General features: G+C 63.0%; 9 protein-coding genes. 3 read left to right on the top strand and 6 right to left on the bottom strand.

Annotated features, from left to right (window positions below; translation table 11 throughout):
• Window positions 1–169: 169 nt before the first annotated feature.
• The 4 genes from ACW9IB_RS19360 to ACW9IB_RS19345 form a co-directional block, all read right to left on the bottom strand.
• Window positions 170–2,839, bottom strand: a complete 2,670-nt coding sequence (locus ACW9IB_RS19360) for a hypothetical protein (protein WP_457414960.1) — start codon at window positions 2,837–2,839, stop codon at window positions 170–172.
• 454 nt (window positions 2,840–3,293) lie between these two features.
• The gene (locus tag ACW9IB_RS19355) at window positions 3,294–5,975 is read right to left on the bottom strand and encodes a hypothetical protein (RefSeq protein ID WP_457414958.1); all 2,682 of its coding nucleotides are present in this window, start codon (window positions 5,973–5,975) and stop codon (window positions 3,294–3,296) included.
• A 151-nt stretch (window positions 5,976–6,126) separates the two neighbouring features.
• Complete coding sequence (locus ACW9IB_RS19350) at window positions 6,127–19,017, bottom strand: non-ribosomal peptide synthetase (protein ID WP_457414957.1); 12,891 nt, start codon at window positions 19,015–19,017, stop codon at window positions 6,127–6,129.
• A gap of 53 nt (window positions 19,018–19,070) precedes the next feature.
• A complete protein-coding gene (locus ACW9IB_RS19345; RefSeq protein ID WP_457366034.1) occupies window positions 19,071–19,823 on the bottom strand; it encodes a thioesterase II family protein in 753 nt (250 codons plus the stop codon).
• A gap of 302 nt (window positions 19,824–20,125) precedes the next feature.
• On the opposite strand from ACW9IB_RS19345, the gene ACW9IB_RS19340 reads away from it, so the two are divergent.
• Window positions 20,126–20,677: an RNA polymerase factor sigma-70 gene (locus tag ACW9IB_RS19340; protein ID WP_005789991.1), complete on the top strand. Its 552-nt coding sequence runs from the start codon at window positions 20,126–20,128 to the stop codon at window positions 20,675–20,677.
• 124 nt (window positions 20,678–20,801) lie between these two features.
• Here ACW9IB_RS19340 and ACW9IB_RS19335 read toward each other — a convergent pair whose 3' ends face one another.
• Window positions 20,802–21,590 carry a substrate-binding periplasmic protein gene (locus ACW9IB_RS19335; RefSeq protein ID WP_457366035.1) on the bottom strand — a complete coding sequence of 263 codons (789 nt, stop codon included), beginning with the start codon at window positions 21,588–21,590 and terminating at the stop codon, window positions 20,802–20,804.
• Window positions 21,591–21,683: 93 nt separating this feature from the next.
• Window positions 21,684–22,307 carry a TetR family transcriptional regulator gene (locus tag ACW9IB_RS19330; protein WP_457366036.1) on the bottom strand — a complete coding sequence of 208 codons (624 nt, stop codon included), beginning with the start codon at window positions 22,305–22,307 and terminating at the stop codon, window positions 21,684–21,686.
• Between the two features lie 154 nt (window positions 22,308–22,461).
• Between ACW9IB_RS19330 and ACW9IB_RS19325 the strand changes: the two genes are divergently transcribed.
• Both ACW9IB_RS19325 and ACW9IB_RS19320 read left to right on the top strand, forming a co-directional pair.
• Window positions 22,462–24,240: an acyclic terpene utilization AtuA family protein gene (locus tag ACW9IB_RS19325; RefSeq protein WP_457414956.1), complete on the top strand. Its 1,779-nt coding sequence runs from the start codon at window positions 22,462–22,464 to the stop codon at window positions 24,238–24,240.
• Window positions 24,241–24,253: 13 nt separating this feature from the next.
• Window positions 24,254–25,126 (top strand): SDR family oxidoreductase, encoded by an 873-nt coding sequence (locus ACW9IB_RS19320; protein ID WP_457414954.1) that lies wholly within the window; start codon window positions 24,254–24,256, stop codon window positions 25,124–25,126.

Below are 25,126 nucleotides of genomic sequence, written 5' to 3'. Positions count from 1 at the left end.
CAACTCCGCCATCACGCCGGCGATTTTCTATCTGGACGACAACGGTGGGTTGCAGCAGCAAGAGGCCGAAATAAGCGGCGCCTGCGCTGACGCTTTCGCGGGCAAGCCCGCTCCCACATTTGACTGTATTCACACATTTCTATCGGTGAACACAGTCAGTGTTGCGGGGCTAGAGCTCCTTCACTCGAATATTGTCGACGGCATAGTCATTCCCTAAGCCGGTCGCAACATGGTTGTAGAGTTCGAGGAGCATAGTAGTGGCGCGGGCAGTGAAGATCACGCTCATTTGCTGCCAGCTCTGGCTGGAAATAGCAGCGGGTCCCAGCAATTTCGCGCCTGCGACCCATAGGGATACCTCGGGTATGGCCGGCACATTATTCACTCGCCGAATCGAGATACTGAACACGTAGTCGCGCCCGACTTCCAAGCCGGCGTAATTGCGATAGAGGAACACGCCCGCAGAGCGATCGGTGTACGTCCAGTTGTAGAGGAACCAGTTTCCACCCTCGTGCTTGATCACCAAGTCCCTCGGATCCGCAGCGGCCGGGCCTTTTATCCAGCCGTTCCAGTCACCGTCGTCAAACGTGGTGACGTCGTCGAAAGCCTGGCGAATGGTCAGCTTCAATTGATGAAACACCACCGCATCACTTTTACGATGACTGCCGTCGGCAGTCACTTCGCAGGTAATTGTCAACGTGGAAAGGTTCTTCAGGCCACTGATGTCGGAGCGTTGTATGACGCCTTTCAATCCAGCCTGGACTTCTGAGTCGAGGAGGGTTTTACCCACATAAACGTCAAACGCATAAACGCTTCCATCCTTGAGCGTTCCAGTCGCGCTCAACCAAACTTTCTGCCCCGCCAGGGCAAACCACCAGGCGGCAACAGAGACATCCGCATGGGTGGAAAAGGTGCGCAGATCGAGCACGCCCGCCGTGGCTTGCCGGACGACAGGCGTCGGCAGACGGACCGGTATACTCACGCCCAACTCAAGATCCGCCGAAGTCTGCTGCCGACACCGGCTGGTCACGCTGTAGCGGATCGGCACGGTTTTGCCGATGCCGTGAATCACCGCCTCACGCGGCACAGCAAAATCGACGAACTCCTGTGCGGGATCTCCCGGTTTTGGTGCGAGCGCCAGGCACACACCCGCCTGCTCCCAGCACAAGGCGATGGTGTGATGTGCACTCATGCCGTCATATTCCACGCGCACCGTCACGCCATCCTTGCCGTTCCACACCGTCAGTTGGTTACCCACCGCCTCACGCACCGAGGGCGCCAACAGCACCAGGTCGGCCTGGACCATTTGCAGTTGCAGCGGCCGGAACGCTATGGCATCGGCCAGATCCGTCGAGCCTTGGAAACTCACCGCAAAATGGATTTCAAAGACCAGGCAGTCGGCAAGTTTTTCAAGCTGCTCACGGGCCAGTGCCGCACTGACACCCTCGCTCACCCACTCGGGCGTAACGGGCGCAGCCACCAGAATATCCCAGTGAAAGGCACTGCCATCCTCACGTTGGCCGTCGATCCACATCCAGCAGGTTTGTCCCGGCGCGCTGTAATCCCAGGCGGCAACACGGGCAGTGGCGTCGCCGGGGAACGTGTTGAGGCACAGCTTGCCACCGGTTTGCTCGTCAACCTCGATGCCACTCAGGCCCTTGGGCTTGAGCACGTGCACCGAGGTTGTCGGCGAAGGCCACAGCACGTCGCGCAGCACCGTATAGGAGAGAGCAATCGACTGGCCAAAGTTGGCACTGATCGCCGACGCCGGCACAGGGAACACAAGTTTGCTCTCACCGCCCTGCACGTCCTGGCACACCAGCACGGGTGACCCCGGGCCTGGTGTTCCTGCAAATTTCACACACACATGGTCACCGGGTTTCATGCCGTCATACGCCACCTCGACATGAGTACCGTCGACGGTAAGCGCCGGGTTGAGCACATACCCTTGTCCCTCAACGTAAACCGCTTCGCGCAGTTTGGGCGCCAACAAATTGAGTTCCGGTTCACCGACTCGCAGGTTCGCCGTGGCACGCGGAATCTCATGGGCATTGGCCGGGATGTGGGAAATCTGTGGATCTTCCGGCGGCGTGCCGGGCGCCCCATCGAAGGTGACCCCGACGTGCACTGTCACCGACGACCAGTCTTCGTTTTCGCCCAGCCACTCGCGCAGGATCTCCAGCAGGAAGCAGTAGCCACCCTGGGCCTCCTCCTCGGTGACCACGTGATCTTCCAGAACCCAGTGAAAACGCCGTGGCGACAGGTGCTCGTTGCCCACCGCCTCGACCCACAACCGCTGCCCGGCGGCGATAAACGGCCAGGCGCACAGTTCGATGCGGGCGTTGCCGGGGAAACGGGTCATGTCCAGCCACCAGGAACCCTGGACAAACACCAGGTCCAGAAACTCGGGCGTCGGCATGTCGTCGGGATCAATGACTTCCACCGTCAACTCCAACCGCAGCGACTCATCATTCCCGCTTTCGTACCAGATGGTCAGCGTCTGGCCGATGCAATAACCGACCACCCAGGCCGGCACAGGCACCTTGACCCCACTACTGCCGACACCCTGCGCCACGGCGCTGAACACGGGCGATGCCTCCTGCCCCTTGATCGCCCAGAACACATTGATGGGCGCACCGCTGGGGATGGCGGCGTCGATGATCACCTCCGTACCCGCCGTGGACGTCATCGGCGGCAAGGTACTGTTGGCCGTGGCATGCAGCACCTTTGGCAACGGCAGTTGCTTGAGCGCTGCGGGCGTTGCGCCCTGAGGCTTGGGCAAAGGCGAAGAAGCGGCGGTTGCGGCACCGGTTTTTGATTTAGGTGTTTTAGCTGTAGCCATGATCCACACTCCCATCCAAGGATAAATAACCCTTCGGCCCACCCCGGGCAGACCCAGTCATAGCGGTTATTTAATTCCTGTGGGAGTGCAGTTGCCTACTGTCAGATTTGACAGTTATGACGCGTCATCGGGGATTACCCGACCAACGGCCGCCACACAATCCGAGTGAAAAAGGCGGCGCCTGAGCGGACTTCATCGCGGGCAAGCCCGCTCCCACACTTGACTGTGCTCACACATAAAGATGTGTGAATGCAGTCCAATGTGGGAGCGGGCTTGCCCGCGAAGAGGCCCTGACAGGCGATGCCGATTAAAGCCCCTCCAACTCCGCCATCAAATCACTCAACCGATCCACTTTCTCGGCACTGATCTCACTTGGAATGAGGTTGAAGGCTGGCATGAAAAAATGCTCCTGCCAAAAGGCAGGAGCATCGCTCAAAGCAAAGTGATGCTTTGACTATCCGCGAACCCGAATATCAGTGATCGCATAGTCGTTACCACTAATGCCTGTTGGCTCATGGCTCCAGATCTCCAGGCGCATGGATGTTGCGCTCGCAATAAATGTTCCCCTCAGTTGTGTCCACGCCATGTTGTAAAAGGTTGTGGCTGCTGTCACAGCCCCGCCTCCGGCTCTCAGCGACAATCTTGGCAATGGAGCCGCGCCGTTGTAGGTGCAGGCGAGAAGGCTGAAATCGTAGGTCGCCCCCACCAAAAGCCCGGTAAAGTCCTTATAAAGGACGTTGCCCACCGCAGCAGTACTTGCGGTGCCATTAGCCACGCAAGTCTTGCCAAAGTACGAGGCGTACCTCATCTCTCCCAGAGCTGCCGGCCCGGGAAGCCAGCTGTTCCAGTTGTTACCGGAAAAAGGAGTGAAATCATCCATCGGCAGGCGCACTGTCAATACTCGCGCAGGGCATACCACTGCATTGCTCCGATTCAAGCTGCCGTCGGGTGTCACCTCGAATGTCAAGGTTAACGAGGTGTTGCTCCTCAACTTGGACAACTCGGTGCGCAGCACAGGGCTCGCCACCCCAGCTTTCGCCTCTGTCGCAGTAATAGCTCTACCCGCATAGACAGTGAACGTGTAAGGGGAGCCGTTTGGCCCAGTACCGGTAGCGTACAACCAGCACTTCTGCCCGGCCCGCAGAAACCACATCGGATCCTCAAGGGAATTGGCATTTCCGGTAAAAGTCCTCAGGTCCAGAACGGCGTTCTGAGTCCTGGGCGGTGTGGCCTCCAACACGTTGGGGGTTTCCAGCCGTACCGGCAGGCTGATATCCAAGTTCAACGGCGGCGACGTCTGCAGCTTGCACGCGGTTGTCACGGTGTATGTGATCGGGACGGTCTTGCCCATGCTTTCGATCACCGCTTCCGCAGGCAGCGCAAAGGCCACAGTGCCGGTGTTACTGCCAGGTTTTGATGCCAAGGGCCAGCAAGTACCATCCGGTTTTTTCCAGCAGACACTGATGCTGTGTCGCGGGTCGTTGCCGGCGTAGTTCACTTCGACATGTACGCCATTGCGCCCGTTGTAGGCCGTCAGATCAGAGCCGACCGCCTCGATCACCTTAGGCGCAGGCAGCACCAAAGGTTCCTGCTCGATCTTGAACATCCGAACGGGGAATTCGTGGGCGCCCGCCAGATCGGAGGTATCACAAAAACCCGCGGCGAAATGCAGTTCAAAATCGCTGCAATCATCCAGCTTTTGCAGCTCGCCCCTCAAAACAGGTGTTACGACGCCTTGGTTTTTCCAATCCTCCGTCACGGGCACACCCGTCAAAATATCAAAGTGGTAAGCACTGCCGTCCGGTCGCTTGCCTGTGATCCACATCCAACAGTGACTCGAACACTCGGCATAGCTCCACACCGGCACCAACGCCGTGGCATTCCCCGGGAATGTAGCGAGGTCCACCGTCCCTTGAGTGGCTTCCTCAATATCGGAATGAGGGAACTGGGGTACTGAAACGTTAACCCTCTGCTCTGGTGATGGCTGCGCCCCTTCGCTATTCGGAAATTGAACCGTATAGCCCAGCGTCATCGTTTTACCGAAGAAACAGGCAATGTCACACGCCGAGAGTTCAATGGAGGCAAGGTCGCCGTCCTGCTCAATTGTCATGCAGCCAAGGGGCTTCGTACCAAAACCTGGACCACTGACATGAAAACAGACGACATCGTTGGCATAACTGTCGAAGCCAGGAACGTCCACGTTCCCGCCAGCCATGGTGAGTTGGGGGTTAAGGCACCATCCACCGTTGTATTGCACCGACTGCCGCAGATGAGGAGGCAGCAGGTCCAACCCATGATCGACGATCAACGCAGCCGTGCGACGGCGCTGGATTTCGAGTGCGTTGGCCGGCAGGCGCGTCTCAAGGTGAGGGTCGATATCAGCCGGCGGTTCGGCGGCCAAACCGCTGGTTATCCAGGCAGATTGAAGGGTGATGGAGCGCCAAGGCTTGCGGCGTGCCAGCCAGCCACGGGCAATAAAGAAGGTGAGTACGTGACCTGCAACAGCCTCCTCTTCCGTTAACACATGGCCATACACCACGGTGTAAAACGTGTAAGGAATAGCGTCCTGCTCAGTGACAGCCGTGCAATAAACCTTGTCACCCTTTTTGGCCAGAGGAGGCACAGGCACAAGCACTGTTTCATCCCCGGTATGGTCATGCATGTCATAAGTTGGCGTGTTATGGACGATTTTTTCGTGCAGCAGCCGAGGCGCCAGGTCTTCGCTTTCGCTGGCCGGGTAGAATGAAACCCCGACTTCCTTGACCCGCGAAGCAGCGGGCTGCCCTTGTGAGGTACCGTTGTAGGACACCAACAACGTAAACCCCATGGCAGTTGTCAGGTAGTCCAGTGGAATATCAATGTTCCTGGCACCCGGCTCGTCGCTGTCATCCACGATGTCTTCAAACGTAGGGCCAGGCTGTTCCTTGGTACTGAAATGGACGGTGATCGTTCCGTCATCCATGAGTGAGTCGACGGTCAGGTAACTCCCTACCATCCGGGAGGGTTCGACAACACCCTCCAACTCGCTGGAAATTGATGGGCTTTCAACCTCCACGGCCTTGGGCTTCGGCGTTTTTTTGGGTGGTGCTTTGACAATGCTTGAGTGCGGCGCAGGGGGTGAGATTTTTTTAGCCATGGTCAAGAACTCCGTGTTCGAAGAGGCGGTACCCTGGACCTGCTAAAGGCCCAGAGTCTCTCCTGAAGTGAGCTCTTGCAAAACACACTCGCCAACTGTGAGAACTGACAGGTCAGACGAAAGGAACAGTCCTTTCCGACCGATGGCTGGTTTACAACCCCTCCAACTCCGCCATCAAATCACTCAACCGACCCGCCTTCTCCGCACTGATCTCGCTGGCCGCCAACCCGTCGATGTACTCGGCCAACTCCGCCACCGTGCTGCACTCGAACATCGCCCGCAACGGCACATCCCGCTGCAACGTCTTCTGTACCCGCGACGCAATCTGCGTGGCCAGCAACGAGTGCCCGCCCAGTTCGAAGAAGTTGTCCTGCACCCCCACCCGTTCGACTTTCAGCACCTCGGCCCAGATCGCCGCCAAGGTGGTTTCCAGTGAGGTACGCGGCGCCAGGTAGTCCTGGCTGTGCAGTTGACCGATCTCCAGGGCCGGCAGCGCCTTGCGGTCAAGCTTGCCGTTGGCGTTGAGCGGCAGGCGGTCGAGCCACAACCAGTGCAGCGGCACCATGTATTCCGGCAGTTCGGCGCGCAGGCGTTGCTTGATGCGGTCCAGGCGTTCGCTTGGGTTCAGCGCTTCATCCGCCGCCACCAGGTAACCCACCAGATGCTTGCCGTTGACGCCTTCCTGTACGCCAACCGCCGCATCGCGCACTTCCGGTTGCTCATGCAGGCGCGCTTCGATTTCACCCAGCTCGATGCGGTAACCGCGAATCTTCACCTGATGGTCGATGCGTCCGACGTACTCCAGCACGCCGTCGCCACGCCGACGTGCCAGGTCGCCGGTGCGGTACAAGCGCTCGCCCGGTGCACCGAACGGGTTCGGTACAAACACCTGGGCGGTGCGCAAGGGGTCACTCACATAACCACGCCCCACACCGGTACCGGCCACGCACAGCTCGCCGACCGCACCTTGGGGCACCAACTCCAGCGCGCCATCGAGCAGGTACAGACGGTTGTTGTCGGTTGGCGTGCCGATCGGCAGGTAGCTGCCACGGGTCGAGGCCAGGTCGACGCGGAAGAACGCCACATCGTCCGAACACTCCGCCGGGCCATAGGCGTTCACCAGACCAATCTGCGGGTAACGCAGCAGCCATTGGTGCGCCAGTTCCGGCGGCATGGCTTCGCCGGTCGGCAGCATCCAGCGCAGACCGTCCAAGTGAACAAGGTCCTGGGCCAGCATGCCCTGGATCAGCGACGGCACACTTTCCAGCACCGTGATGCCCTGGGCCTGAACATGGGTCAGCAAGCCCTGCGGATCATGGGCGAGGGTGTTCGGTACGATGTCCACCCGCGCGCCGAACAGCGGTGCGGCGAGGAACTGCCACACGGAAATGTCGAAGCTTTGCGAGGCGGTCTGGGCAATCACATCCTTGTCGCTCAGGTTCAGGTACGGCACCTTGCTCAGCTGGTTATTGAGCATGCCGCGCTGTTCCACCATCACGCCCTTGGGCAAGCCGGTGGACCCCGAGGTATAGATCACGTAGGCCAGGTTGTCCGGGGTGCTGTAGATCCCGGGATTGTGGTCCGACGGTGCCAGGTCCTCCCACACCAGCAGCTTGGGCCGCCCGGTGCAGGCGAACTCTTCCAGCAGTTCCAGCGCCTGTTCGCGACAGGCCTGGGTGCACACCAGCAACGGCGTGCGGCTCAGGTCGATGATGCGACTCAAACGCTGGCCGGGCAGGCCCGGGTCCAACGGCAGGTAACCGGCACCGGCCTTGAAGCTGCCGATGATCATGCCCAGCAGATCAAGGCTGCGCTCGGCCAGCAAGGCGACCGGCTGATCCACACCGACCCCCGCTTGTATCAGCGCATGACCGAGGCGATTACTGCGCAGGTTCAGCTCGGCATAGCTCCATTGCCGGTCCAGGCAACTGGCGGCGATGCGCTGTGGATGCTGCGCCACCCGGGCTTCGAACAGCTCCACATAACTGCGCTCCAGCGGGTAGTCATGCTCGCTCTGGTTGCAGCCGTGCACCAGGAACGCGTGCTCCTGCTCGCCAATCAGCGGCAAGTCGGCCATGTCGCCATGGAAGCCTTGCACCAGCGCCAGCAGCAGGCGCTTGAATTCGCCGAGCATGCCCTGCACGGTACTTTCATCGAAATAACGCTGGTCGTAGGACAGGTGCAGGCCCAGGTCATCGCCCGGGTAGCACACGGCGGTCAACGGGAAGTTGGTGTGGGTGCGACCGGAATCCGAGGTGGCGTTCAGGCTTTGCGCCCGGTCCAGCACCGAGACCTCCACCGGGGCGTTTTCGAACACGAACAGGCTGTCGAACAGCGGCTGGCCCTTGGGCAGTTCGCTGTGCTCCTGGATCGTCACCAGCGGCAGGTATTCGTACTCGCGCAGCTGCATGTTGCTGTCGAGCAACGCGCTCAGCCACTGGCGCACGCTGCAACGTTGGTCGTCTGCGGGCAGCTTCACCCGCAGCGCGATGCTGTTGATGAACAGGCCGACGGTGCGTTGCATCTCGGGCATTTCCACCGGGCGGCCGGCCACGGTCACGCCGAACAGTACGTCGCGGTCACCGCTCAGGCGACGCAGCACCAGGGCCCACGCGGCCTGGGCGAAGGTGTTGACGGTCAGTTGATGGGCCTGGGCCAGCTCGCGCAGTTGCGCACCGTCACGGGCGTCGAGACGGGTGTAGCAGTCCCCCACCACCATGCCGCCATGGCCGGCGTGATCGCGCATGAACGGTCGGTCGCTCGGGATCGGCGTGGTGCGTTCGAACCCTTGCAGGTTCTGCTGCCACCACTGGCGCGCTTCGGCCAGGTTCTGGCGTTGCAGCCAGGCGATGTAGTCGCGGTAACGCGGCGGCGTGGCCAACTGCGCATCACGGCCTTCGCCGAGGGCCATGTAGATCTCGAAGAAGTCATTCATCAACAGCGAACGGCACCAGGCATCGATGAGGATGTGGTGGTTGCTCATCATGAACCAGTAGCGCGCTTCACCGACCCGGATCAGGCGCAGGTGGAACGGCGCCTGGTTAAGCAGATCGAAACCGGCTTCGCGCTCGGCCTTGAGCAAGGCTTGCAGGCGCGGTTCGTGTTCGTGTTCCGGGTCGTTGCTCCAGTCCAGGTAGTCGACCGGCGTGCTGCCCGGCTTATGGATCACTTGCAGCATCTCTTCGCCGACGTTCCAGCAGAACGAGGCACGCAGGGCTTCGTGACGGGCGATCACCGCTTGCCAGGCCTGGGCGAAACGTGCCGGGTCCAGTTCGCTGTTGATGCGGTAACGGTCCTGCATGTAATACAGCCCGGTGCCCGGCTCCAGCAGGGTGTGCAGCAGCAGGCCCTCTTGCATCGGGGTCAGCGGATAGACGTCTTCGATGACGCTGGCCGGGACCGGCAGGCTGTCGAGTTGCGCCTGGGTCAGTTGCGCCAGCGGGAAGTCGGACGGCGTGAGCCCGCCGACAGCATCCTGCAAACAATGCGCAACCAGGCTTTGCAGCTCCGCGAGGTAGGCATCGGCCAGCTCGCGGATGCTCTGTTGATCGTGGCGCTCGCGGCTGAAGGTCCAGCGCAGCACCAGTTCGCCGCCGTACACCTGGCTGTCCACGCTCAGTTCGTTGGGCAGCGGCGCATCCGGGTCGTGGGCCAGGCCTGCGGACTCGTCCAGCGGGTGGAACAGCGCATCGGCGCCGAAGCTCTGGTCGAACTGGCCAAGGTAGTTGAACGTGATCTCCGCGCTCGGCAGCGCGGCCATGGTTTGCCGGGTCGCATCGTCGGCCAGGTAGCGCAGCACGCCATAACCCAGGCCCTTGTGCGGCACGCTGCGCAGTTGCTCCTTGATCGCCTTGATCGAGTCGCCCTGCCCGGCCTGCGGGGTCAGGCGCAGCGGGTAGGCGCTGGTGAACCAGCCGACGCTGCGGGTCAGGTCGAGGTCATCGAACAGGGTTTCGCGGCCATGGCCTTCCAGTTGGATCAGCGCCGAGGCGTGGCCGCTCCAGCGGCACAGCACGCGGGCCAAGGCAGTCAGCAGCAGATCATTGACCTGGGTGCGGTAGGCACTGGGCGCCTGTTGCAGCAGTTGGCGCGTGTGCTCGGCATCCAGGCGCACGTTGACCGTCTCGGCGTCGCCGTTGCGCAACGAACCTTGCGCACGGGCCACCGGCAGCCTCGCGTCCGGACCGGCCAACCGGTCCTGCCACAGGCCCAGTTCTTCACGCAGGGATTCGCTGCCGGCATACGCCTGCAAGCGCGCAGCCCAGTCGCGCAGGGCGCTGGTCTTGGCCGGCAGGCTCACCGACTGGCCGTCGCTCAATTGGCGATAGACCGTTTGCAGGTCTTCCAGCAACACGCGCCACGACACGCCGTCCACCACCAAGTGATGGATGGCGATCAACAGGCGTTGCTGGCCCTCAGGACCGTCCACCAGCAACGCACGCAGCAGCGGGCCATGGGCCAGGTCGAGGCTGCGCTGGGTGTCGGTGAACAGCGCGGTGCACTGGTCCAGGTCACGCACTTGCGCTTGCATCAACACACCGCCTTGCGGCACAGCCAAGTGCTCGGCATGCCATTTTGCGTCGCGCCGGGAAAAGCTCAGGCGCAGCGCATCGTGGTGCTCCAGCACCGCCAGCAGCGCTTGCTCCAGACGATGAGGGTCCAGCAATTGCAGCGGCTTGAGCACCAGCGCCTGGTTCCAGTGCTGGCGATTAGGGATCCGGGTGTCGAAGAACCAGTGCTGGATTGGCGTAAGCCCCGAGCTGCCGGTGAGCACGCCCTGCTCGGCGGTGATGCGTTCGGAACGCGTAGCAACCGCGGCCAGGGTTTGCACGGTCTGGTGCTGGAACAGATCACGCGGGCTGAAGTGAATCCCCGCCTGCCGCGCACGACTGACCACCTGGATCGACAGGATCGAGTCACCGCCCAGCTCGAAGAAGTTATCGTCCAGGCCGACTTGCTGCACGTTCAACACCGCGCACCAAATCGCGGCCAATGTCTGTTCAAGCTCGCTGCGTGGTGCCACGTACTGTTGACGGTTGGCTTCCGGGTCCGGCTGCGGCAAGGCGCGGCGGTCGAGCTTGCCGTTGGCGGTCAGCGGCATGCTGTCGAGTACGATCAGGTGCGCGGGCACCATATAGTCCGGCAGCTGCGCCTTGAGGTGGGCCTTCAGCGCGTCACGCAAGGTGGCGCCTTCTGCATCGCTGACCAGGTAGGCCACCAGCTGTTTGCCACTCGGCGACTCCAGCGCCAGCACCACCGCTTCGCGTACGGCTTCGTGTTCCAGCAGGCGGGTTTCGATCTCGCCCAGCTCGATGCGGAAACCGCGAATCTTCACTTGATGGTCGATACGCCCCAGGTACTCCACCAAGCCATCGGCGCGCTGGCGTACCAGGTCGCCGGTGCGATACAGGCGGCCGCCATTGCGCGCGAAAGGATCGGCGACAAACCGCTCCGCCGTCATGCCTGGACGCTGGTGATAACCCTGGGCCAGGCCGGCACCGCCGACGTACAACTCGCCGGTCGCGCCTTGAGGCACCAACGCCAGGTCGGCGTCGAGAATGTAAGCCACACGGTCGCCGATAATGCTGCCGATCGGCACGCTGCCGGCACCCTCTTCCAGCTGTTCCGGGGCCAGGCTGGCCAGCGGCATCACCACAGTTTCGGTCGGGCCATAGGCGTTGAAGAACACCTGGGGCTGGAACGCGGCGCGGATACGCTGCATGTGCTCGCCGGTCAGCGCTTCACCCCCCGTGATGCACATGCGCACCGGCAAGGTCTGCTGCCGGGTCGCCAGCCATTGCGCCAACTGGCTGCCGTAGCTCGGTGTGAAGCCCAGGATGTTGATGCGATGGGTGCGGATCAGCGCGCAGATTTCCTCGGCATCCCACTGACCCTGGGCACGCAATACCACCTGCGCGCCACTGAGCAGCGGCACCAGCAGGCGCTCGGTGGCGGCGTCGAAGTTGATCGAATAAAAATGCAGTTCACAGTCGTCGGCACGCATGCCGAAGCGCTCGATCACCGCCTGGCAATGCATGGCGATTTCACCGTGGGACACCACCACACCTTTGGGCTTGCCGGTGGAGCCGGAGGTGTAGATCAGATACGCCTGATGCTGCGGCAGGCTGATCGACGGCGGCTCGCTGGCCGGGTAGTTGGCCAGCACGGGCAGGTCATCTTCCAGGCACCAGCATGCCACCGTCGCCGGCAATTCACCCAGGGCTTCGAACATCGCCACATCACTGAGCAGCAGGCCGATGCCGCTGTCTTCGATCATGTAATGCAGGCGGTCCAGCGGGTATTCCGGGTCGAGCGGCACGTAGGCGCCGCCGGCCTTGAGGATCGCCAGCAGGCCGATGACCATCTCCAGGGAACGCGGCAACGCCAGGCCTACACGCACCTGCGGGCCCACCCCACGCTCACGCAGCATCCAGGCCAGGCGGTTGGCGCGCTCGTTGAGTTCGCGGTAGCTGAGGGTCATGCCGGCGAAGGTCAGCGCCGGTGCATCGCCACGCGCTGCCGCCTGCTGGCTGAACAATGGATGGATGCATTGGTCGAGGCGGTGCTCGCCTTTTCCGGTGCCCAGGCTGTCTTGCAACACGCCCTGTTCATCGGCGCTCAACAACGGCAGCTCACTGAGGCGTTGCTCGGGGCCGGCGATCAGCGCCTCCAGCAGGTTGCGCCAATGCTCGGCCATGCGCGCAATACGCGGCTCGTCGAACAGGTCGGTGCTGTAGGTCAGACAGCAACCCAGACGATGGTCGAGGTCGGTGACTTCCAGGTTGAGGTCGAACTTGGTGGCGCGGGCGTCGTTGGCCAGGTACTCGACGGTCATGCCGGCCAGCTGGCGGCTCTGCTGGAACTCCCAGCGCTGCACGTTGCACATCACTTGGAACAGCGGGTTGTACGCCGCGCTGCGTGGCGGTTGCAGGGCCTCCACCAAGTGGTCGAACGGCAAGTCCTGGTGGGACTGGCCTTCGATGACGGTGTGGCGCACTTGCTCGAACAACTCGCCGACGTTCATCTGCCCGTTGAGCTGGCAACGCAGCACCTGGGTGTTGAGGAACGCGCCGATCAGCCCTTCGCTTTCCGGGCGGATACGGTTGGCCACCGGGGCACCGATGCGCAAGTCGGTCTGGCCGCTGTAGCGATAGAGCAGCACCGCCAGGGTGGCGGTCATGGTCATGAACAAGGTCAGGCCGTGCTCGGCATTGAACGCCCGCACGCGAGCGGCCAGCTCATCGCTCAAGTCGAAGCGGTACAACTCGCCCTGGTGGCTTTGCACCGGTGGCCGTGGACGGTCGCCGGGCAGCTCCAGCAAGGGGTGTTCGCTGCCCAGTTGCGCAGTCCAGTAATCCAGCTGGCGCTGGCGTTCACCGGACTCCAGCCACTGGCGCTGCCATACGCTGTAATCAAGGTACTGCACCGGCAGCGGTGCCAGCGGTGAGTCACGCTCGTCGATAAAGGCTTCGTACAGCGCGCTGAGCTCACGGGCAAAAATGTCCATGGCCCAGCCTTCGGTGACGATGTGGTGCAGGGTCAGCACCAGGTAATGTTCCTGCTCGCCGGCCTTGACCAGGCACGCCCGCAGCAGCGGTCCGGTTTCCAGGTTGAACGGGGTGTGGGCCTCGTGGTCGGCCAGTTGCTGCAAGCGCTGCTGGCGTTCGGTTTCATCGAGCGCCGAGAAGTCCTGCCAATCCATGCGCAGGCCGGTTTGCGGCGAGACCTTCTGGTACGCCACGCCACCCACGCTCGGAAAGGTGGTGCGCAGGGTTTCGTGGCGCATGATCAGCGCTTGCAACGCGGCCTCGAAACGCCCCACGTCCAGCACGCCACGCAGGCGCGCCATGCCGCCAACGTTGTATGCGGGGCTGTCCGGCTCCATCTGCCACAGGAACCACATGCGCTGCTGGGAATAGGACAGCGGCACCGGCTGGCTGCGGTCGACCCTGGCGATGGCCGTCTGTTGGTTGCGTTGACCGGACGCCTGGATCTGCTCGATCTGTTCGGCAAACGCGCCCAGCTCACTGGCTTCGAACAGGGTGCGCAATGGCAGCTCGACGTCGCAGGTCTGGCGAGTACGGGAGATGATCTGGGTGGCCAGCAACGAATGCCCGCCGAGGGCGAAGAAGTCATCGCGCAGGCCGATGCGCGGTACGCCCAGGACCTCGCGCCAGATCGCGGCGATCTGTTGTTGTAGCGGGGTCTCGGGTTCGATGTGCTCACGCACTTGCCACACCGGCTCCGGCAAGGCGCGACGGTCCAGTTTGCCGCTGGGGCTCAGGGGCATGGCGTCCAGGCGCATCAGCAACGCGGGCACCATGTACTCCGGAAGCTCGGCGGCCAGGGCGGTCCTGACGTCATGTGGGTCCAGCTCGGTGGTGGCGGTGTAGTAACCGATCAGCTGCGCATCACGCACCATCACCACGGTCTGGGCGATGCCGTCCAGTGCCAGCAGGCGGGCTTCGATTTCTTGCGGCTCCACCCGGAAACCGCGCAACTTGACCTGCTGATCGAGGCGGCCGAGGTATTCGATGACCCCATCGGCAGTCCAACGGGCACGGTCACCGGTGCGGTACAGACGTGCGCCCTGCTGGTCGGCGACAAAACGCTCGGCGGTCAAGCCGGCACGCCCCAGGTAGCCACGCGCCAGGCCGATACCGCCGATACACAGCTCGCCCGGCACGCCCAGCGGTACGGGGTTGAGCTGCTCATCCAGCACGCGGCAGATCACATTGCCCAGCGGGCGACCAATCGGCGAGCGCTCGCCATCTTCTGCAGTGCAGTGCCAGTGGGTCACGTTGATCGCGGTTTCGGTCGGGCCATAGCGGTTGTGCAGTTGCACCGCCGGCAACTGTGCCAACACGCGGTTGCGCAGCTCGGCGGGCAAGGCTTCGCCACCGGAGAACAGGCGACGCAGGCTGGTGCATTCGGCGGCCAGGGGCTCGTCAATGAACAGCTGCAACAGCGGCGGCACAAAGTGCAGCGTGGTCACGCCGTGCTGCTGCACCAACTGGGCGATGCGGTGCGGGTCGCGATGCTCGCCCGGGCCGGCCAGTACCAGACGGCAACCGGTGATCAGCGGCCAGAAGCACTCCCACACCGACACGTCGAAACTGATCGGCGCCTTCTGCATCAGCACATCGGTGTGGTCGAGCCGATAGGTGGCCTGCATCCACTGCAAGCGTTCGGCCAGGGCCGCATGGGTGTTGCCCACGCCTTTGGGCTGGCCGGTGGAACCGGAGGTGTAGATCACGTAGGCGAGGTTGTCACCGTGCAGGTGCAAACCCGGTGGCTGGGTCGGCCAGCTGTCCAGGTGCAGGCTGTCCATGGCGATGACGCACACGCCCTCGGCCGTCGGCAGTTGCTCCAGCAATGCGGTCTGGGTCAGCAGCAGGTGCACGCCGCTGTCCTTGAGCATGTAGGCCAGGCGGTCGGCAGGGTAATCCGGGTCGAGCGGCACATAGGCACCGCCTGCCTTGATGATCGCCAACAGGCCGATCAGCAGTTGCGGCGAACGTTCGGCGGCGATGGCCACGCACACGTCCGGACCGACACCCTTGTCGCGCAGGTAATGGGCCAGGCGGTTGGCCTGGGTATGCAGTTGGGCGAAGGTCAGGCTGCCGCCGTCCCAGACCAGGGCGGTGTCGTCCGAGACCTGCGGGTCGAGCAGCTCCGGCAGCCACTGTCGGGCCGGCGCGCAGGGTGCTTCGCCCCAGGGTTGCTGTTCGTCGTGCTGCATCAGCTTGAGGTCGCCGAGGGTTTGTTGCGGCTGCTCGCAGACCGCTTGCAGCAGGTTGAGGTAATGCTCGGCCAGGCGCTCGATGGTCGCGCTGTCGAACAACTCGTCGGCGTAGTCGAACGACAGGCTCAGGCGCCCATTGCGGTCTTCTTCGGTGTGCAGTTGCAGGTCGAACTTGGCCTCGCGGCTGTGCCATGGCAGCTCGTCGGCGAGCATGCCGGGCAGACGGCGCAAGGCACTGAGGTCTCGCTGCTGATGGTTGAACATGACCTGGAACAGGCCTTGCTCGCGGGCTTGCGGGAAGGCTTCCAGCAGTTGTTCGAACGGCAGGTCCTGGTGAGCCTGGGCACCCAGCGCTGCTTGGCGGGTTGCGGTCAGCAGCTCAGTGAACGGCAGGCGCCCGTCGAGCTCGGCACGCAACACCAGGGTATTGATGAAGAACCCGACCAGGCCTTGGGTTTCCTGGCGCGGGCGGTTGGCATTGGGCACGCCGATGCGGATATCGCGCTGGCCGCTGTAGCGATAGAGCAAGCTCTGGAACGCCGCCAACAACAGCATGAACGGCGTGGACTCGTTGGCCTGGGCGGTCTGGCGAATGGCTTCGCTCAGGCTCGCGCCCAAGCGCACTGTGTGACGTTCGGCACTGCGACGGTGTTGTGCCGAGCGAGGATGGTCGGTGGCCAGGCTGAGCGTTGGATGCTCATCGCCCAATTGCGCTTTCCAGTACGCCAGTTGGCGCTGGCCTTCGCCTTCGGCCAGCCATTGGCGTTGCCAGCTGCCGTAGTCGGCGTATTGCAGGGCCAAAGGTGGCAGTTCCAGCGTCTGACCTTGAGTGGTAGCGGCGTACAGCTGTGAGAATTCGTCGATCAGAATATTCAGCGACCAGCCATCGGCAATGATGTGGTGCAGGGTTACCAGCAGTTGGTGCTCTTCATCGTCCAGGCGCACCAGGGTCACCCACAGCAACGGGCCCTTTTCCAGGTCGAACTGGGTGCGGGCTTCGTCTTCACGGAGCTGTTGCGCACGCGCTTCACGCTCGGCAGCGGGCAGGTCGCTGAGGTCGATGACTTGCAGGTTGAACTCAGCGGTTGCGTCGACACGCTGGAAGGCTTGGCCGTCACGCTCGTAGAAACGCGTGCGCAGGGCTTCGTGGCGCTGGATCAGGTGCTGGAAGCTCGAGCGCACGGCGTCTTCGTCCAGCGCACCGCGCAGGCGCAAGGCCCCCGGAATGGTGTAGGCGCTGCTGTGGGGCTCCAGTTGCCAGGTGATCCACAGGCGATTCTGCGCCAGGGATTGGGGCAGGTCTTCCTGCCGCGACAGGGGCTGGATCGCGCCCTGAGCGACGCCGCCGTCCTGCTGGAGGCGTGCGATGCCGGCGGCAAACGCGGCGAGCGTCGGCGCTTCGAACAGCAGGCGCAGGTTCAGTTCCAGGCCCAGGCTTTCACGCAGACGCGCGACCACTTGAGTGGCGGTGATGGAGTTGCCGCCGAGCAAAAAGAAATGGTCATCCGCCGCGACCGTGGCGACTTGCAGTTGCTCGCACCAGATCGCTGCGATCCGGTTCTGCAGGTCGGACGCCAGCGCGGCATCGCTGACCGGCGCTTGCAGGTCGGGGAATTGCGCGTAGCTGTCGAGGCTGCCGTCCTGGTGGCGAAGCGCACAGGCGGAGCGCTGCACCTTGCCGCTGGAGGTTTTTGGCAAGGCGCCGGGGTTGAGCAACACCACCACGCTGGGCGCCTCCTGATAGGCCTCGGCGACGGCCTGGCGGATGGCTTTGATCAACGCGTCGGGCGGCAGGATTTTCTGCACGCTGCGGCTGATTTCCGCCGCGATGCCGATGCCTTCCAGGCCCTGGTCATTCACGGCGAATGCAGCGACCCGGCCCTTGCGCACCACTTCCACTTCGCGCTCGATGGTTTGCTCGATGTCCTGGGGATACAGGTTGTGACCGCGCACGATCAGCAGGTCTTTCAAACGACCGGTGATGTACACCTCGCCCTCACGGATAAAGCCCAGGTCACCGGTGCGCAGCCAGGTACGACCGGCGTGCTGCACGAAGGTCTTGGCGGTGGCTTCGGGGTTGCGCCAGTAGCCGTGGGCGATGCTCGGGCCGGTGGCCCAGAGTTCACCCACCTGGTTGTCGGCCACTTCGGTGAGCGTTTGCGGGTCGACGATCAGCACCGCGTGCTCCGGCTGGGAAGTCCCGCAGCTCATGATCGCACTGCCCTGCCCCGGCTCGGCGCGGTTGGCGGCCAGCGCCTGCTCGTCCACCCGCAGCGCGGGGATGCCCCGGCCTCGGGTGCCGCCGGCGACGAACAGGGTCGCCTCGGCCAGGCCGTAGGAGGCAAAGAAACTGTTGGGGGTGAAACCGCAGGCAGCGAACTTTTCGGCGAAGCGCTCCAGGGTGTCGAGGCGGATCGGCTCGGAGCCGGAATAGGCCACGCGCCAATGGCTGAGGTCCAGACGCTCCAGGGCCGAGTCGCTGACCCGCTCGCTGCACAGGCGGTAGGCGAAGTCCGGACCGCCGCTGATGGTGCCACGGTACTCACTGATCGCTTCCAGCCAGCGCAACGGGCGGCCAAGGAAGTAGGCCGGCGACATCAGCACGCAGGGCACGCCGCTGAAGATCGGTTGCAGCAGGCCGCCGATCAGGCCCATGTCGTGGTACAGCGGCAGCCAGCTGACGATCACGTCATCCGGGTTCAGATCAATCCCGAAACCACGGCGGATCAACACTTCGTTGGCCACCAGGTTGCCGTGGCTCACCTGCACACCCTTGGGCAGCGCGGTGGAGCCGGAGGTGTATTGCAGGAAGGCGATGTCATCGGGCTGCAGGTCGGGAGCGGTCCAGTCGCCCGCCTTTTCCAGGCTGTCGACGCTCAAGACCGGCGGCGCGTTTTCGATCTGCGACAGGCCGTCGGCGAGGCTGGCGATAGTCAGCAACAGGCGCGGTTCGGCATCGCTGATGATCGACAGCAAACGTTCCTGGTGATGGCGACGGGTGGACTCCGGTGGATAGGCCGGCACCGCGATCACCCCGGCATACAGGCAGCCAAAGAACGCTGCGACGTAATCCGGGCCGCTGGGGAACAACAGCACCGCGCGGTCGCCCAGGTCCGCCCGGGCCTGCAAGGCCGAGGCGATGGTGCGGGCGCGCTGGTCCAGGTCGCGGTAACTGAGCACGACGCTGTGTTCGGCGGACTCGGCGAGGAAGCGCAGAGCCACCTGATCCGGAGTCTGCGCAGCACGACGTTGAAGGGACTCGACCAGAGTACGGGGAAGTTCGAAGGCGTCCATCATGGGGTTCCTGCCTGAAAGCGGCTTACGGGAAATTCGAGAGTTCGGGGGCGTGTTCAGCTGGCTGCGCGTTGCCGCGCCGCGCCATTGCGCCAGCGGGCCAGGTGTTCGTCGGCATAACGCCGTACACAACGCAGCACCGCGCTTTCGTGCTGCACGAGGAAGAAGTGGTGACCGTCGAACAGGTCGAGGGAAAAACCACTGGCGGCGTCGAGTTGCCAGTCGAGCAACTGGTCGGCGCGCACGCTGTCCTGCTTGCCGCCGAACACATGGATCGGCATGCCCAACGGCTGGCGCTCGCCGTAGGTGAAACTGCCGCAGAGCAGGAAGTCGGCGCGCAGGATCGGCAGCATCAACTGCATCAGTTCGGGGTTGGTCAGGGCTTCTTCGGCAGTGCCTTGCAGCTCACGCAGGCGGGCGATCAGTTGTTCATCGGTCTTTTCGATGGCGTATTCGCTCACATCACGCCGCGCCGGCCCGGCGGTGCCGGAGGCGAACAAGGCGAGCGGCGCGGGGACGTTGCGGGCGTTGAGCGCATGGGCCAGTTCAAACGCCAGCAGGCCGCCCAGGCTATGGCCGAACAACGCATAAGGGCCGCTGAGGTCGCGACTGATTTCCTCGGCAAGTTGCGCGGCCAAGGCTTTGATATCGCGTTGCAGCGGCTCGTCCATGCGCATGCCACGGCCCGGCAATTCCAGCGGGCACACCTGCAGCCAATCCGGCAGGGTTCGCCGCCAACGCGCGTAGACCATGGCACTGGCGCCCGAATAGGGCAGGCAAAACAGGCGTAGTCGGGTCGGCGTGCTCATCCTTTGAGGACTCCAAACTGAAACACGCTGTCTGCACGATAGAAACCCATTTCGCCCTCCTGCGGGTGCTGGTCCTTGGCCGTTTTACTAACGGACCTGTCACCCATGAGAACGGACGGAGCCGGCAAATAATTAGTCGCGGCAGATGGGCGAGACGTGGTTCACACCGTGCAAGCGGGCATAAGATTAGTTCACCTTCTCATTTGACAATCATTATCATTAAGCATAATTTGTTGCCCGATGTGTAGGAGGCCTCAGCAAGGACGCCCTCCCCCAACCTCTTTTGCGACAAGGTGATTTCCATGACGGAACAAGTATCCACAGGCAGGTGCGACTCACCGCTTCTCCAGGCTTTTGTCGATAACCGGCTGATTCTGGTGAAGATCGCGGCGCGCATTACCGGGTGCCGCTCCCGTGCCGAAGACGTAGTGCAGGACGCCTACTTCCGGCTGCAATCGGCGCCCACCATCACGTCATCGTTCAAGGCGCAGTTGAGCTATCTGTTCCAGATCGTGCGCAATTTGGCGATCGATCACTACCGCAAGCAGGCCCTGGAGTTGAAGTACTCCGGGACGGAAGAGGAAGGCTTGAATGTGGTCATTCACGGCGCTTCACCGGAAACCTCCCACATCAACTTCAACACCCTGGAAAACATCGCCGACGCCCTGACGGAACTGCCCCAGCGCACCCGCTATGCCTTCGAGATGTACCGCCTGCATGGCGTACCGCAAAAGGACATCGCCAAGGAACTCGGCGTGTCGCCGACCCTGGTGAACTTCATGATTCGCGATGCTTTGGTGCACTGCCGCAAGGTGTCGGGCAGCCATAGCGATACGTTTGCGCGCCGGGTTTGACGCTCAGCGGAATAAATGTAGGAGCTGGCTTGCCTGCGATCGCATCACCTTGGCAGAACTGAAAAACCTGGGTGTCCGCATCGCAGGCAAGCCAGCTCCCACATTTGGATTGATGTTGTGCCTGTCAGGGCACGGGCATCACATCGATGCGGTACGGCTCGAAAATCTTCAGCATCTCGCCATTGTCCCGCAGGCGCTTGAGCAGCGCGGAAAACGCCTCGCCGGTGATCGGCGCCCTGGGCCGCAGCAACGCGTAATGGTGATAGACCTGGTCAATGCGTTCCGACACCAGGAAATCCCCGGCCATGTCCGCATTGCGCACCATGAAATCACTCAGGTAGGAGCGCGTGACCAGTGCGATATCCGCGCGCCCGCGGGCGACCATCAGCAGGTTGCTGTCATGGGAATACGTCAACGTGGCGTTGAAGTGCTCGGCCATGTATTTGGGGTCGGGGTTGAAGTTGGCGAAGGCGTAGTGATAGCCGCTGAACACCGCCAGACGTTTGCCGGCCAGGTCGTCGAAGTAACGCTGATCGCGACCGGGCTCACGCTGGGCAACGAAGACTTCCGCATCCTCAAGACCCATGTCGACGCTGGTATGGGGAATCTTCTGCCAGCCCCATTGCGGGTTTTCAAAGATCGCCATGTCGACGCGACTTTGCTCGAAATCACGAAAGCGCCGGGGGATGGACGTGGGCACCAGCACAAACTGGTAGTCGGTCTGCGAGGCATTCAGGGCCTCGACCAATTGCGGCAACAGACCGGTGTCGGCGCCCTGCTCCGGACGCACGGTGTAAGGGGGAAAATGCGCGGCACCGATACGCACCAGTTGCGCGGCCGACGCCGGTACCCACCCTGCGGTGCCCAGTGCCCATAAAGTAAGTCCTGCAGCCAGCCGCCATGGCGAAAACATCAAGGCACACACCGTTCATCACTCTGATGGCAATAAGCTAGGCGTTTTTGTCAGTCGAGACAACTTTCTACCGCCAAATTAATAACTTGCGCCTCAGGGTGCTTTCAGCACCATCAGCAGGGCTTCTTCGGCCAATTGCTCCAGGGTCAGGCTGCCCTCGGCGCGGAACCAGGTGGTGGTCCACGACAGGGCACCCGTGAGGAAACGTCGGGTAATGAATACGTCGCCCTGGATGTAACCGGCCGCCTTCGCTTCCCCCAGCACCTGCAACCAGATGGCTTCGTACACGTCGCGCAGGGCCAGCACCTGGGCCTGGCCGTCGGCCGACAAGGAGCGCCATTCATACACCAGCACCGCCATGGCCTCGCCACTGCCGCCCATGATCGACTGCAATTCGCAGCGAATCAGCGCCAACAGGCGCTCGCGCACATTGCTCGCCTCGTCCAGCGAGGCGCGCATCATCGCGGTGTTGTAATGGATGGTCTCCTCCATCACCGCCCGCAAGATCTCGTCCTTGCTCTTGAAGTGATGAAAGATGCTGCCGGACTGAATGCCCACGGCCCCCGCCAGGTCTCGCACCGTGGTGCGCTCGAAACCCTTGTGGCGAAACAGGTGAGCCGCGGTTTGCAGCAACTTGCCACGGGCACTGTCGGGGTCGGTCAACTGGCCGCCGTCGACCATGGCGCGCATCACCCGCCGGGCTTTGTGCTCATCCATGTCTCTCTCCTCTGTTTCTACTGACGTCTTGGCCGGCAATTTAGGCCGTGACCGCCAACCAAGCAAGCGCTTGGGCCAAAAGTTGTGTCCGCAGTTTACAGACCAAGCGCTTGCTTGGTAGTCTCGGTGCCAGCCATTCGGAGAAGGACTTCTCATGAGCAAGACGGTTCGTATCGGCTGCGCCAGCGCCTTCTGGGGCGACACCTGCACCGCCGCCGCCCAGTTGGTGCACGGCGGCGCCCTGGATTACCTGGTGTTCGACTACCTGGCAGAAGTCACGATGTCGATCCTCGCTGGCGCGCGGCTCAAGGATCCACAGGCCGGCTACGCCACCGACTTCGTCGAGGTGCTCACCCCGCTTCTGGCCGACATCCAGCGCCAGGGCATCCGCGTGATCAGCAACGCGGGCGGCATCCATCCCCACGCCTGCGCCGCCGCGCTGCAAGCGGCCTGCGACCAGGCACAGGTCCCGCTGAAAATCGCCGTGCTGCTGGGGGACGACCTGCAATCCCAACTCAAGCACCTGCACGGCATCACCGACCTGTCCAGCGGCGCCCCTCTGCCGCCGGCGTGTGTGTCGGCCAACGCTTACCTCGGCGCGCCGGGCATCGTGCAGGCGCTGGCGTTGGGTGCCGACATCGTCATCACCGGCCGTGTGGTGGACAGCGCGGTGGTCAGCGCCGCGCTGGTGCATGAATTCGGCTGGTCATGGCACGACTACGACCGCCTCGCCCAGGCCGCACTGGCCGGGCATATCATCGAATGCGGCGCACAGTGCACCGGCGGCAACTTCACCGACTGGCGCGACGTGCCCGATTACGCGCACATCGGCTTTCCTATCGTCGAAGTCAGCGCCGACGGCCAGTTCACCGTGAGCAAGGTCGACGGCACCGGCGGCTTGATCAGCGAACTCAGCGTGGCCGAACAACTGCTGTATGAGATCGGCGATCCGCGCGCCTATCTATTGCCTGATGTGATCTGCGATTTCAGTCAGGTCCAACTGCAACAGCTAGGTAAAAACCGTGTGCGCCTGCACGGTGCCAAAGGCTCGCCGCCGACCGATCAGTACAAGGTCAGTGCCACGTACGCGGATGGCTTCCGTTGTACTGCCAGTTGCCTGATCGCCGGAATCGATGCCGTGGCCAAGGCCGAGCGCGTCAGCCAGGCGATCATTCAAAAGACCTCGGAGCTGTTCAGCCAACGCGGCTGGGCACCCTACACCGACGTGAACATCGAACTGCTCGGCAGCGAGGCCACGTACGGCGCCCATGCCCGGCGTCACGACAGCCGCGAAGTGGTGGTGAAACTTGCGGTGCGCCATCCGAGCAAACAGGCCCTGGTGCTGTTCGCCCGCGAGATCGCCCAGGCCGCCACCGGCATGGCGCCGGGATTGACCGGCATCGTGGGCGGCAGGCCGACGGTGTACCCGTTGATTCGGCTGTTTTCATTCCTGATCGATAAAACCGCCTGCGCGCCGAGCATCGAGTTTCAAGGCCAGCGCCACGCCTGCACCCTGCCGCCCAGCCACCCGCTCGGCACGCCGGCCGCCCCGCTCGACCCGCCCCAACCCCAAGGGCGCGCCGACGCCAGCGTGCCGCTGGTGAAACTCGCCGTGGCGCGCTCAGGAGACAAGGGCAACCACAGCAACATCGGCGTGATCGCCCGCGCCCCCGAGTACCTGCCGTGGATCGCCGAAGCGCTGACCCCGGCGGTAGTCGTCGACTGGATGAGCCATGTCCTCGACCCGCTCCACGGTCGCGTCGAACGCTGGTACCTGCCCGGCAGCCACAGCCTCAACTTCCTGCTGGAAAACGCCCTGGGCGGCGGCGGTATCGCCAGCCTGCGCATCGACCCGCAGGGCAAGGCCTTCGCCCAGCAACTGCTGGAAATCCCGATCGCCGTGCCCCAACACCTCAAAGATCAACTCAACTGACAGGAGCGCTGCCGTGGCTTTCGATTCGATCTTCAACGCCGACCTGTTCCAGGGCCACACCGTGATCGTCACCGGTGGCGGCAGCGGGATTGGCCGCTGCACCGCCCATGAGCTGGCAGCCCTCGGCGCCCGTGTGATTCTGGTGGGGCGCAAACCGGAAAAACTGCAGACAGTCACGGCAGAGATCGCCGAAGACGGCGGTATCGCCCATTGGCAGGCGTGCGATATTCGCGATGAAGAAGCAGTGAAAGCGCTGGTCAGCCAAGTCCTCGAGGAACACGGGCCGATCCATGGCCTGGTGAATAACGCCGGCGGCCAATACCCGTCGCCGCTGGCCTCGATCAATCAGAAAGGCTTCGAAACCGTGCTGCGCACCAACCTGGTTGGCGGATTCCTGATGGCCCGCGAAGTGTTCAACCAGTGCATGAGCAAGCACGGCGGAGCCATCGTCAACATGCTCGCCGACATGTGGGGCGGCATGCCCGGTATGGGTCACTCGGGCGCAGCACGTGCGGGGATGGACAACTTCACCAAGACCGCCGCCTTCGAATGGGGCTACGCCGGGGTGCGGGTCAACGCCGTGGCGCCGGGCTGGATCGCCTCCAGTGGCATGGACACTTACGAAGGCGCGTTCAAGGCGGTGATCCCCACCCTGCGCGAACATGTGCCGCTCAAGCGCATCGGTACCGAATCGGAAGTCAGCGCCGCCATCGTGTTCTTGCTCAGCCCCGCCGCCGCGTTCATCAGCGGCAGCACCCTGCGCATCGACGGCGCCGCCAGCCTGGGCAACCGTGCCTGGCCGCTGCACAAGGCCCAGGCCACGAGCGAGCCGTTCAATGGTTTCCACCGTGCGTACCTGCCGGATGTACTCAAGGCGGAGAAATAA

It is taken from the genome of Pseudomonas sp. SDO524_S393, from assembly GCF_054071875.1.
The sequence above is the reverse complement of the archived record's forward strand: the minus strand, read 5'-3'. Positions and strand labels throughout refer to the sequence as shown.

Coding starts and splice junctions, on each gene's coding strand:
- ACW9IB_RS19360 (WP_457414960.1), bottom strand. CDS start 2,839: ATGGCTACAGCTAAAACACCTAAATCAAAAACCGGTGCCGCAACCGCC.
- ACW9IB_RS19355 (WP_457414958.1), bottom strand. CDS start 5,975: ATGGCTAAAAAAATCTCACCCCCTGCGCCGCACTCAAGCATTGTCAAA.
- ACW9IB_RS19350 (WP_457414957.1), bottom strand. CDS start 19,017: ATGATGGACGCCTTCGAACTTCCCCGTACTCTGGTCGAGTCCCTTCAA.
- ACW9IB_RS19345 (WP_457366034.1), bottom strand. CDS start 19,823: ATGAGCACGCCGACCCGACTACGCCTGTTTTGCCTGCCCTATTCGGGC.
- ACW9IB_RS19340 (WP_005789991.1), top strand. CDS start 20,126: ATGACGGAACAAGTATCCACAGGCAGGTGCGACTCACCGCTTCTCCAG.
- ACW9IB_RS19335 (WP_457366035.1), bottom strand. CDS start 21,590: ATGTTTTCGCCATGGCGGCTGGCTGCAGGACTTACTTTATGGGCACTG.
- ACW9IB_RS19330 (WP_457366036.1), bottom strand. CDS start 22,307: ATGGATGAGCACAAAGCCCGGCGGGTGATGCGCGCCATGGTCGACGGC.
- ACW9IB_RS19325 (WP_457414956.1), top strand. CDS start 22,462: ATGAGCAAGACGGTTCGTATCGGCTGCGCCAGCGCCTTCTGGGGCGAC.